This window comes from Vibrio sp. LB10LO1 (assembly GCF_010092875.1).
GTDB classification, from domain to species: Bacteria; Pseudomonadota; Gammaproteobacteria; order Enterobacterales; family Vibrionaceae; genus Vibrio; species Vibrio campbellii.
Window position 1 is genome coordinate 205,511 of sequence record NZ_JAADJW010000005.1, and the last position, 12,213, is coordinate 217,723.

The following is a 12,213-nucleotide window of genomic DNA, read 5'->3' on the forward strand; positions in this document are numbered from 1 at the left end:
TCAAAAGAAGATAAAATCTATGAAGTTTCAATATTCTTTCGTTGCTATGTCACTAGCCCTAGCTGGCTGTGGCGGTGGTTCTGGTGGTGACACGTCGGCACCGACCTATGATGTAGCTGGCACCATCGTTTCTGCAGGTACACTTCTTGATACGCCAGTGTGCATCGATTTAAACCAAAACTACGTTTGTGATACGACTGAACCGAGTGCTAAAACGGATAATGCCGGTAAATTTAGCCTGACTTCAAGCGATAAAAACGTACTAACCAGCACCATTCTTGCTCAAGTTGATCAAGGTTCAAACCAAACGTTGCGTCTTGCGGCTCCGGGGCAAAATTTAGCAACGGGTAACACGGTCAATGGTGTAACAACGCTGCTCGCAGGTCTTGTGGTTGACGGTAAAACCGTTGCTCAAGCTGAAGAGATCGTGAAAGCGCAACTCACCGATGCCGGCGTTTCTCTGTCTGGTACGGTGATGTCTAACGCAGAAGCCAGCGAGCTAGACAAGCTAGAGCAAAACACGATTGCGCTATTAGCTGCGATGCAACCACAACAAATGACCAAAGGCGTAGCGCTGCTTGCTCAAAGTCTTAGCTTCCAAGGTAAATCGTTGGCTTCTGATCTTCTGTCTGAAGCCCAAGTGAGTGCATTTGCTGAAGAAATTGCAGCAGTTGCTGAACAAACGGTTGGCAGCAACGATACGGGTGCCGTTCTTCATTTTGCTGATGGCGCCACAGACGTTGCTGAGGTTCAAGCTTCTTACCCTGGTCAAGATGCGGAATACGGCTTCGACAAAGAGGACAAGCAAACGTCGACAGGCGCAGGCTTTAAGTTCGTTAAGCTAGATTCACAAGGTGCTGCTTTAGCTGCAGATGCGACTGAGTGGGCTTGTACTATGGACGAGCGTACTGGTCTTGTTTGGGAAAACAAGAGTGCGGATGCGAGCTCGGTTCAATTTAAAGATCGTACATTCGTGTATGAGTCAGCAACATTCAAACCGTATTACGAAGATCTTGAAGTCGTTGGTTGTGTGGATGCTGCTGATGGCATCTGTTCAACAAGCCAATATGTTGAACATATAAACAAGCAATCACTATGTGGCATTAGTGACTGGCGCCTACCAACATACCAAGAGTTTTACGATGTTCTCGACTTAGGTGAGACAGAGAAAGATGCCGACGGAAATGTCTATGGTATGACGATGGCTTACTTCCCTCAACAGGGTAAGGGCAGCCCAGATGTTGAATCAGGTGCTATTTGGCTAAGTGATTTCACATTTAACAATTACTCTAGTTTTAACTACGAAGGTGCGCTTCAGTTTGCAGTAGTTGCTGCGAAAGGCGCTGACCGTGGTTACGTCAGCTTTGTAGAAATTTATTCTGACAAAGTGGAGCGTGACACAGGCACGTCATATCAATTCCCAATCCGTTTAGTAGCAGTTAAGGGCCAATAAGATGAAGAAACTAATCACCGCGCTATCTCTTGTGTTGGCTTCTCAAGTAGCCATGGCGGCACAAGAATGTTCAACTGATTTTGGAAAAACAGCGCCTAACTCTCGTTACACCTACTCTGATGCTGGGACGGTAACTGACTTAAAAACGGGCCTAACTTGGATGCGTTGTCCTGTTGGCTCAATGTGGAATGCGGCAAATGAAGCATGTGACGGCGCTGCGACTAAGATGTCATGGCAGTTAGCGCTATCAACCGCTGAGCAAATCCGCAATGAATCAGGTAACCATGCTTTGCATGACTTTGCGGGCAAAAAGAACTGGCGCTTACCAAACATTAAGGAGTTGGTCGCGTTGACGGAGCGTGCTTGCCACAGCCCTGCGATGAACGGCACTGCATTCGCAAGTGGCTACACGCTAGAGGTGGGTGATTATGCAGGTTACATCTGGAGTAACACTCCGAACGGTGATGGTTCAAACGTCATGGTGTTTGATTCAGTGAATGGTGAGGTTTACAACTGGAGCCCACTAGAGCCAACGAACACTTTCTCTGTTCTATTGGTCACTGACGAAGAATAATCACGAGGTTGAACCTTTAAACTAGATAATAAAAAGCTCCGCCAGTGCGGAGCTTTCTTCATTCCTAACCTTTGAAACTTATCGTGTTGAGCAGAACCTTTAAACTTGGAACTGCTTAAGCTGATGCTTTTGGTTTTCTGCTAAGCCAGATAGATCTTGCGCCGCCGCGGCTGATTGAGTGATACCAGTAACGTTCTGGCTCACTAATTCATAGATGGTGCTCAGGTTATTGTTTATGTCCGACGTGACTTGCTTTTGTTCTTCAGAAGCGGTCGCAACTTGGGTGTTGATTGCATTCAAATCTGAAATTGCGCTGTTGATATCACTCAGTGAACGACTGACTTCCGCAGCAAGCGATTGGTTGTCTTCAAGCATGGCTAGGCTTGAATGCATGCTTTCATTTGCATGGCCAGACTGCTGTTGTAGCTCTTCAATGATGGTTTGGATCTCTTTGGTCGACTCTTGAGTTCTCGCCGCCAGCATACGCACTTCGTCCGCTACCACGGCAAAGCCTCGACCACTTTCACCTGCTCGTGCCGCTTCAATTGCTGCATTCAATGCAAGTAGATTGGTTTGCTCAGAGATGCTCTCAATAACTTCGATCACTTTTCCAATCTGCTCGGACTGATCTTTAAGCGACGTCACTACATGCGCTGCTTCATTCAGCTGGTCAGCCATTTTTGCGCTCGCACGTGTGCTTTCTTCAAACATACTCAAGCTTTGAGACGTCAGTTTGCTTGCTTCATTCGACGCACTATCTGCTTGCTGTGCATTACTTGAAACTTCTGCCGCTGTGGATTCAAGCTGGTTAATTGCAGACGCGACCTGTTCAACTTCTTGCTTCTCTTGATCCGAGTTCGCACTGCTTTGCGTCATCACGGTTGCCAGCTCTGTCGATGCCGAAGCGACATCTTCACTGATTCGAACCAGAGAGTCGACCGTACCGCGAAGTTGGTGGATGGTTTGGTTTACGTCATGCGCCAGTTGTGAGACTTCGTTTTTGCCCACTTCGTCCGCTTCTACCAACAAGTTACCTTTTGCTACTTCTTGCATGGTTTGTTGCAGGTTGCGGATTGGAGCAACAATGTAGCTCGCTAGCAGCCAACTGATCAAAGAGGCAATAGAGAGAATAACCACTAGAGATGCCGTGCTATAGGTCAGGGTATCAGAGTGAAGAATGCCATTTTCCTCGACTTCATCGGTAACGATTTGGTTGAGCTTTTTAGACAAGTTGTCGATCGCTTTTATCATGGCTTCACCCGCAAGGCGGTATTGGCCCATTGCAGACTCGTACTCTCGTTCAAAGTCTGACGTGGTGTACTCAGAAGTATGCTTGGTATTGAGAAGGGGAGTCATGGTAACACGAGTAAAATCGACGTAGTGATTCATGGCGTCGCGCATGGTGTTTACTTCAGCCTGAATACCTTCAATTTGATCGATAGAATTAAGAAACTCTCGGTTTGTTGTTTGGCGTTGTTGCAGTTCTTGGTTCAGTGTTTTGACATCTTCCGCCCTGAATAGACTATAAATCGCCTTAATGCGCATCGCGTAGGTGTTGTCTACGATAGAGCCCAGCTCTTCTTTATGCACGATAAGGTTATTGGTAGAAACCGTCACTTTGTCGAATGCTTGCTCTAACTTTCCTATGCCTATGCTCAAACCAACGATGAGCAGTATGACAGTGAAAAGCACGGGCACGAAAACCTGTGACTTAATAGACAGCGTACTAAGTAATTGACGCATGATTGACCCTCTAAAGATTGTAACTATTATCATTTTTGTAAATAAAGCCAGTCGATTCTAATTAGTAAGCTTGATATATCAATAATTTAACGATGATTATTTGTTATGAAATATATTAAAAGCGATGTGGTTGGCATTTTGTTATTAGCAAAACATTGCAAAGTGTTTTGAGCTCAAAAGTAAATAAAGTTTGATTGCTGATTTATTAAGCGGAAATGACAACATGTCATAGAGGCTTCAACTAAGTGAAACACAACTGTCATATTTGGATTCTAAAGTGAGCACCGTTCAAGTGAAACACAACGGCAATAAAGCCACTTAAAGGAAATTGTGATGAAAAAGACAGTAATCGGTGCAATCGCACTTCTAGGCGCAATGGCAGTGACTCCTGTTTCTGCTAAAGAAACTATCTCTGCAGTGGGTTCTAGCAGCGTAACTCCACTGATGGAAGTTTTCTCTGAAACATACATGAAGACAAACCCGAACGTATTTATCGAAGTTCAAGGCCCTGGTTCATCTGCAGGTGTTAAAGCAGCGAAGAACGGCTCTGCTGACCTAGGTATGTCTTCTCGTAACCTAAAAGATTCTGAAAAAGAGCCAACGCTAAAAGAAGAAGCCGTTGCTCTAGACGGTATCGCAGTTGTTGTAAACCCACAAAACAAGCTTTCTGGCCTAACAGCTGAGCAAGTTACTGCAATCTACAAAGGTGAAGTAACAAACTGGAAAGACGTTGGCGGTGCAGACAAGCCAATCGTTGCAATCACTCGTGATACGGCTTCTGGTACTCGTGGTGCATTCGAAGACATCATGAAGCTAAAAATGAAAATTTCTGGTAAGAAAGTATCGGCAATCTCTCAACGTGCTCAAGTTGCTAACGGTAACGGCGCACTGAAGACAATGGTTGCTTCTAACCCATACGCAATCGGCTACATCTCTCTAGGTACAGTTGATGGCTCTGTAAACGCACTTCCAATTGATGGTATCCAAGCTTCTGTAGACAACGTGAAGAACGGTTCTTACAAAGTTGCTCGTCCATTCCTTGTTCTTTACAAAGAAGGTAAGCCATCAGCTGAAACTCAAAAATTCCTAGACTGGATGCTAACTGAAGAAGCGCAAGCGCTAGTTGACCAAAAAGGTTACATCTCAGTTCACTAATCCCATCGGGACTCTAAAGTTTGCTCAGCCCACCATTTCGGGCTGAGCCTTTTCTATCCATTGTGTTCGACGCCATTGCCAAGAACCGTGAGATTTTTATGACCATCGCAACAAATAGTGAAAAGCTTATGACTACTGACGCTAAAGCGATCAGCAAGCCAGGCCTACGCGAAAAACGCCGCGTTGACTGGAAAGAGCGCATCTTCCACGGCTTGTTCCTAACGAGTGCTGTAATCGGCATCGTATCATTAGCAGTAATCGCGTACTTCATCGTTCGAGAAAGTATCCCAGCATTCCAAGAAGCGGGCGTCTCGGGCATTGTTCTAGGCCAAAACTGGCTACCACCAGCACTTTACGGTGTTGCAACCATGATTGTTGCTTCCATCGTTTCGACGGCAGGCGCTGTTTTAGTCGGTGTTCCAGTTGGTGTCTTGACCGCTATCTTCATCGCTGAAATCGCACCAAAGCGTTTGGCTGACATCATCCGTCCAGCGGTTGAGTTGCTAGCCGGTATCCCTTCGGTGGTTTACGGTTTCTTCGGTCTGGTTATTATCGTTCCATTGATTCAGAACGTATTTGATGTACCAGCCGGTAACACTATCTTGGCCGGTATCATTGTTCTTGGTGTGATGATTCTACCAACGGTAATTACGGTTTCTGAAACGTCTATCCGCGCGGTTCCTCGTACTTACAAAGAAGGTTCTTTGGCGCTAGGCGCATCGAAAATCTACACCATCTTTAAATTGCTCGTTCCAGCGGCTCGCTCAGGCATCATGACAGGTGTGATTCTGGGTATCGGTCGTGCGTTGGGTGAGACTATGGCGATCATCATGGTAATGGGTAACGCGCCGGCAATGCCTGAAGGCATCCTTGATTCGGCACGTACGCTAACCGCAAACATCGCTATTGAAATGTCTTACGCAAGTGGTGTTCACGCGAACGCACTTTACGCTACAGGTGTGGTACTTCTGGTCTTCATCATGTCGTTGAACGCTGTACTACTGTACCTAAACCGAGAAAAAGCGAAGTAATCGCTCGTTAAAGGTGACTATTATGGATCGCGCAAAACTGAAAAAAGCACGCCAGTTCAAAGATAATGTCTTTAACGCATTTGTCTGGATCTCGGCAGCACTGACGGTAGGTTTCTTGTTCTGGATTATCTGGTACATCCTATCAAACGGTCTACAACATGTAGATTGGAACTTCATTACTGATAACTACACGCGCACAGGTGAAGAGCACGGCATCTTCCCAATGATTGTGGCGACAATTTACATGGTTATCGCATCTATCGCAGTGGCAGCACCACTCGGTATCATGACGGCAATCTACTTGACCGAATACGCGAAAGTGGGCAGTCGTTTGGTGAAAATCATCCGATTCTGTACCGAGTCATTGGCGGGTATCCCGTCGATCATCTTCGGCCTGTTCGGTATGACTTTCTTCGTGGCGATTCTTGGCCTTGGCTTCTCGATTCTGTCGGGTGCATTGACGCTAAGTATCCTAATCCTGCCAGTTATCATCCGTACCACGGAAGAAGCGTTGATGGCAGTACCACAAACGTACCGTGAAGGCTCTTACGGCCTAGGTGCATCTAAGATTTACACTATCTGGCGTTTGATTCTTCCGAGCGCAATGCCAGGTATCTTAACCTCGGTCATTCTAAGTATTGGTCGTGTCATTGGTGAGTCTGCTCCAGTATTCCTGACAGCAGGTATGGTTGCACGTATTCCGGATTCTCTATTGGATTCAGGTCGTACATTAACCGTTCACTTATACAAACTGACTACCGAACTGTTTACCATTGAAGAATGGAATCAGGCTTACGGTACCGCGACAGTTCTGATTGTTGTTGTTCTATTGATCAACATGTTCACAAAACTGATTGCACGACGTTTTAACACCGCAACTTACTAACAAAACAAATTAAGAACGCACGTTAAAAGACACGAATTCAAGATTTAAGAGATTAAGAAAATGAACAAGTTTGATATTGAAAACCTAGACCTATTCTACGGTGAAAACCAAGCACTGAAATCGATCAACCTGCCAATTCCTGTTCGCCAAGTGACGGCGCTGATCGGTCCTTCTGGTTGTGGTAAATCAACACTACTACGTTGTTTGAACCGCATGAATGATCTAATCGAAGGCGTAAAGATCACGGGTAAGCTGTCAATGGATGGCGAAGACATTTACGGCAACATTGACGTTGCTGACCTTCGCATCAAAGTGGGCATGGTATTCCAAAAGCCAAACCCATTCCCAATGAGCATCTACGAGAATGTGGCTTACGGTCTACGCGCTCAAGGCATCAAAGATAAGAAACACATTGATGAAGTGGTTGAAAGTTCACTTCGCGGCGCAGCACTGTGGGACGAAGTAAAAGATCGTCTTAAGTCACACGCATTTGGTCTTTCTGGTGGTCAGCAGCAGCGCCTTTGTATCGCACGTACCATTGCGATGGAACCAGATGTGATTCTGATGGATGAACCAACATCGGCACTTGACCCAATTGCGACGCACAAAATCGAAGAACTGATGGAAGAGCTGAAGAAGAACTACACCATCGTTATCGTAACGCACTCAATGCAGCAAGCGCGTCGTATCTCAGACCGCACCGCGTTTTTCCTAATGGGCGAATTGGTTGAGCACGATGACACACAGGTGATCTTTAGCGAACCAAAAGACGACCGTACTCAAGGCTATGTAAACGGTGACTTCGGTTAATCAACCTATTTATTGGCATATACACAAATAACTATAAGCGATGGTACTCTTGCCCCTCTTGATGAGGGGCTTTTTTTCATCGTTAGGCTGATTGTTTTCTCAACATTAATAATCTTCATCATGAATCATTTTTGCGCCGATATTTTGCAGTATGTAATTCTGATGAAACATCTGTCTAAAAATGTTGAAAGGTTCTCGAATGTGAAATTAAGTCCATATTTTTTGCGAAAGACTTAACAGCTCAACTTGGATTCCATTGATTGCATATCACCAGCTAAGTAGTTTTTTATTGAAAATAAAAAAGTAGATTAGGTTGGCCAGGTGAGTTTAAAAAGTTTTACGAGGACGGTTTCTTCCACGAGAGACCACAGATTATTGGCGGAGGCCATATTCAAACATCTAGAGCAGCACTTTTCTCCAGGTGCCATTGCTATTTTTGATGACCCGTTAACGAACTCGTCTGGCTCGGTAAGGTTCTCACGAGGTGATTTGTTCCCTATTCAAGAATATCCGCAAGCCTTTTGGGAATGGGCAAACCAGTTTGATACCTCAGAGAGCATCATTCCCTTGGCTATCAATACATGTAACTGGAACCATGCCCAAGATTTGGGGGGCGAGAGCTACATTATGATGCTCGACAACACGCCAATTAAACGTACCTACCTACTTATCCAAAACGTTCAAGCTCGCTCCGCCCACAACATCTATGAAGAAAGTTACGATGCAATGCAACTGTCAGCGGCTCGCTGGCAATGTATTCGTGCAGAAAAGAACGCTTCCCTTGAAATGAAGCACCGTGACGTGCGTGAAGCTCAGTACGTGGATGAGCTAGGGCAACGTGAGCGTTTTATCGAGAACATGAAACTGGTGCAGCAAGTCGCGCTGGATATCTCTAATCCTGACTCCCTAAAAGATCTCTATTTAAAAGCGGTGGAAGCACTGCGCGAGCGATTGGGCTTTGATCGTTCAACCCTGATGTTGCTCGATATGAAAAAACGTAGCTTCAGCGGTACTTATGGCACTAACGAGTCGGGCAGCACGATTGACGAGTTCCACACTCAGTACGATTTACATCAATTAAGTGAAGAGTACATTGCGGCCCTTTCGAGCCCGGAACGTAACTTGGTTATCGTCGATGATGCACCCATTTATACCGCGGGCAAAGTCGTCGGGCAGGGGTGGAATGCGATGTTGATCTTGCGCGACGGTAATGAACCTTTTGGCTGGTTTGCCTTGGATAACTTTATTCACCGTAAGCCGATTACTGCTTACCAAAAACAGATGTTGGAATCCTTTGGCTCTTTATTCTCACAGATCTTCATCCGTAAACGCCAAGAACAAAATGTACGTATGCTTCATTCCAGTATGGTTGAGTTATCACGCTGTACCACGGTAAGTGATGTGTGCAAATCCGCCGTCACATTTGCGATTAAGAACTTAGGCATCGACCGAATGGCGGTGTTCTTGACCGATGAAAATTGCTCTTATATGCAAGGTACTTGGGGAACCGACATCCAAGGTAACGTGGTTGACGAATCTTACTTTTTTGGTGAAACCCAAGACTTCTCTTTGATTAACTTAGCCCGATCGATGCCAAACGAAGTTGCGTTTGAGGAATCGGTTCCTATCTATCATGACTGTAAAATTGCGGGCTTTGGCTGGGCGGCAATGACGGTGCTGACCTCGAACAGCAATGGCCCCATTGCCTTTATCGCGGTTGATAACCTTTTGACTCGTGCTCCTCTCACTTCTCAATTGCGTGAAGTGATTCGAATGTTTGCCTCCAGCTTGGCTGAAGTTCTTCAACGTACACAAGCGCAAGAGGCCATCCGAGAGTTGAACGAAAACCTAGAGCTCGAAGTTAAAAACCGAACCAAGGAACTGCAAGAAGCGAATCGGCAGCTGGACATTTTATCCAAACTCGACCCATTAACGCGCTTAGGTAACCGCCGTATGCTGGAGCATGTGATGCAGAAGTACTGTTACCTCGAGCATGATGAGCTCATGTCTTTTGGCTTGATTCTTATCGACATTGATCACTTTGGCTTGTTTAACAATCATTACGGGCATCTAGAAGGCGATATTGCGTTGATGCGTATTGGTAATATCCTCGAGCATCATACTAAAGATGAAGACGAAGTCTTTTGTCGCATTGGTGGGGAAGAGTTTGTCTTGTTGATGATTGGATCGAGCCAAGAAGAAGTTCGATTACGTGCTGAGTGCATTCGTCGTTGTATTGAGGAAGAGGGTATCAAGCATTGTCATAATCCAGAAGGCGAATTGCTGACGGTGTCGGTTGGCTATTCTTGCTATCAGGCGCAAGGAAAAGACTTCAATTTTGACCACCTCTATCAGCTTTCGGATAAAGCCCTTTACCAAGCTAAAAATAGCGGTCGAAACTGCGTGCGCATGTTTGAGGCAACAGACCAAATCGTGGCTTAGGTAAGCAGGCACGAATAAGAGAGAAATAAAATGGCAGCTCGATGTGAGCTGCCATTTGTCGTCTTAGTATTTAAAGAATTTACTAGAGCTTTTCTAGCTGGTGGCTAGGTTTGCTTTTCTTCTCTTTAGCCAGTTGTTTGACCTTGGCGATCAGAGAGTTAGGTTTCCATTCCTGTTGCGTTGAACTAAAGCGAGAGTGGTTCATCACATTCAGTTCTTCTTTTACTGCTTTCACTGCTTCAGACTCATTGCTGAGGTGGTGAGTGTTTAAGTAGTCGTTAACTGCTCTTTCAATCTTGACGCTGTCACCTTGTTTGATGATGTTTTCTAGATCTTGCAATGATGAGCCGTGAGTCGACGTCTCAACTTTTTCTGCCTTTGGCGACCCACGTTTTTTCCAAAGCCCAAACGCAATCGCTGATGAGACAAGCCACAGCAAACCAAATACGAATGTCAGCGTTTTCCAGATAGAATCCACACCATCTTGAACCACAGGGGCAGACGTTGTCGCTGGTTGTGCTGGTAACGCACTTTCTGGCAGCGTGATTAAGCCACTATCGCTTTTCTCGACATTAAGCTTCAGCGATGTGATATCCGCTTCTCTTGCTTGGTCACGGTTACTGTCCCACCAATTTAGGCTGTAACCCGGCAGGGTAAGATCGCCAGCTTCTGTCGGAATCAACACCTGTTTGACTGTCATGGTTACCGTTCCATCGCGGGAGGTTTCAAACTGCGGTTGCTCTGGATAAACACGCAAAGTACTAGGGTAGACGATACCAATGCGAGGTAAATATTCTGCCTGAGTTCCGCGAGCTCGGATGCGGATCGTGCGTGTGATCGATGTGCCCTGTTTTACAGTGTTAACTGTAGTTGCTGATAGTGGATTACCTTGCTCATCTTGCCAGCTTTGTGTCATTTCCAGTGCGGAAGCTGGTAGCCAGTTACCTTTAAAATCCTTCGGAATAGGCTTCACAGTAATCGGCATTTGCTCTGCTTTGGTATTGATTGGCATGACCTTGGTAGAACCAGTCAGGCTGTCGCCGTAGATGTAAGAACCAGTCAAACGAGGGCCCACCAGTGTGTAAGATCCCGGCTTTTCAGCTGTGATGTTGAAAGCTTGCTCCACAACCGTAACTTCAAGCCCATCAATGATGCGCTGGCCTTGCTTCATGTCACTGGCTGGCTCAATTTTCATTCCTTCAATGCTTGGTGGCACGATTTGCGGATTATCTAAGCGACGAGGATCGACTTTTATCGCCAGTTGCATGCGAAGTGTCGCTGACTGCTGTGGATACAAAGTGTGGCTATCGACACTCATATCGAAGCTGAACAAATCTTCTAGGTTAGGTTCTGCTTGGTTTTTGGTTACTCGTAACTTAATTGGCTCGGTCTTCATACCGTCTGCAGAAAAGCTCGGAATGGTGACGACGCCTTCTTTCATCGGTGCAATCGAGATGCTCCATTCCGTTCGAACGGTTTTGTGGCCATTAATGTTATTGCTTGAACGACCGTAACGAGGCTGCCCTAAAAAAAAGTCTTGTTTCAATACATCGAAATCAATCGCGTCTGAGCCAAGCTCGGTATCTGCCATGATCCTTAAGTTGATCACTTCGTTCTTCGCCACCTGAGTTTTGTTTACACTGGCTTGAAGGCTTTGTGCGAAAACCGAAAAGCTGGTCAGTAGGCTGGCCATTAGAACAAAGACCAGTTTGGCGCCTTTTTTCATCATGGACTTACCACTCCTTATTTGATTGTTGTGGACGCTGTTTTTGTTGCGCTTGAAGTTGCATTTGAGCTCGAATCAAGAAGCTAGGGTCACGTGCGCTTTCTACCGCTTCGAGGCGGCGGAATTCAGGATCATCCTGAGGCGTTTTTTCTGGTTGAGCTTGCGCCTGTGTAGGTTCACCTTTTTGTTGTTCACCTTGCTTTTCTACTTCTTGTTCGGTCTTTTTCTGCTTAGCTTTTTGCTCGGATTTCTCATCTTCTTTTTTATTTTCAGTATCTTGCTGATTTTGTGACTGCTGTCCTTGCTCTTGTTTAGCGTCATTCTGAGACTTTTGTTGCTGCTGTTGCTGCTGTTGCTGCTGTTGCTGCTGTTGCTGCTGTTGCTGCTGTTGCT

The 12,213-nt window shown here is 45.7% G+C and carries 9 protein-coding genes and 1 pseudogene; 7 read left to right on the forward strand and 3 right to left on the reverse strand.

The features are described from left to right. Positions 1–19: 19 nt before the first annotated feature. Complete coding sequence (locus tag GXP65_RS05795) at positions 20–1,453, forward strand: DUF1566 domain-containing protein (protein ID WP_162092282.1); 1,434 nt, start codon at positions 20–22, stop codon at positions 1,451–1,453. Position 1,454: 1 nt separating this feature from the next. Beyond that, positions 1,455–2,027, forward strand: coding sequence for a DUF1566 domain-containing protein (locus tag GXP65_RS05800; RefSeq protein WP_162092283.1), 573 nt, complete (start codon positions 1,455–1,457; stop codon positions 2,025–2,027). Between the two features lie 99 nt (positions 2,028–2,126). Here GXP65_RS05800 and GXP65_RS05805 read toward each other — a convergent pair whose 3' ends face one another. Next, positions 2,127–3,770 (reverse strand): methyl-accepting chemotaxis protein, encoded by a 1,644-nt coding sequence (locus GXP65_RS05805; protein WP_162092284.1) that lies wholly within the window; start codon positions 3,768–3,770, stop codon positions 2,127–2,129. 333 nt (positions 3,771–4,103) lie between these two features. On the opposite strand from GXP65_RS05805, the gene GXP65_RS05810 reads away from it, so the two are divergent. The 5 genes from GXP65_RS05810 (at position 4,104) to GXP65_RS05830 (ending at position 10,094) form a co-directional block, all read left to right on the forward strand. Continuing rightward, a complete protein-coding gene (locus GXP65_RS05810; RefSeq protein WP_038892934.1) occupies positions 4,104–4,925 on the forward strand; it encodes a phosphate ABC transporter substrate-binding protein in 822 nt (273 codons plus the stop codon). Between the two features lie 98 nt (positions 4,926–5,023). Continuing rightward, a complete protein-coding gene (gene pstC, locus GXP65_RS05815; RefSeq protein WP_009704934.1) occupies positions 5,024–5,956 on the forward strand; it encodes a phosphate ABC transporter permease subunit PstC in 933 nt (310 codons plus the stop codon). Positions 5,957–5,978: 22 nt separating this feature from the next. After that, on the forward strand, positions 5,979–6,842 hold the full coding sequence (gene pstA / locus GXP65_RS05820; RefSeq protein WP_005441059.1) for a phosphate ABC transporter permease PstA: 864 nt from the start codon (positions 5,979–5,981) through the stop codon (positions 6,840–6,842). 60 nt (positions 6,843–6,902) lie between these two features. Then, positions 6,903–7,652, forward strand: coding sequence for a phosphate ABC transporter ATP-binding protein PstB (pstB, locus tag GXP65_RS05825; RefSeq protein WP_005432159.1), 750 nt, complete (start codon positions 6,903–6,905; stop codon positions 7,650–7,652). Positions 7,653–8,027: 375 nt separating this feature from the next. Next, entirely contained in the window at positions 8,028–10,094 is a 2,067-nt protein-coding gene (locus tag GXP65_RS05830) for a GGDEF domain-containing protein (protein WP_050909424.1), read from the forward strand. Between the two features lie 82 nt (positions 10,095–10,176). On the opposite strand, the gene GXP65_RS05835 is transcribed toward GXP65_RS05830, so the two are convergent. Together GXP65_RS05835 and GXP65_RS05840 are read right to left on the reverse strand one after the other, a co-directional pair. Further along, positions 10,177–11,823: a BatD family protein gene (locus tag GXP65_RS05835; protein WP_162092285.1), complete on the reverse strand. Its 1,647-nt coding sequence runs from the start codon at positions 11,821–11,823 to the stop codon at positions 10,177–10,179. A gap of 4 nt (positions 11,824–11,827) precedes the next feature. Then, positions 11,828–12,213, reverse strand: a pseudogene (locus GXP65_RS05840) (hypothetical protein); the annotation flags it as partial.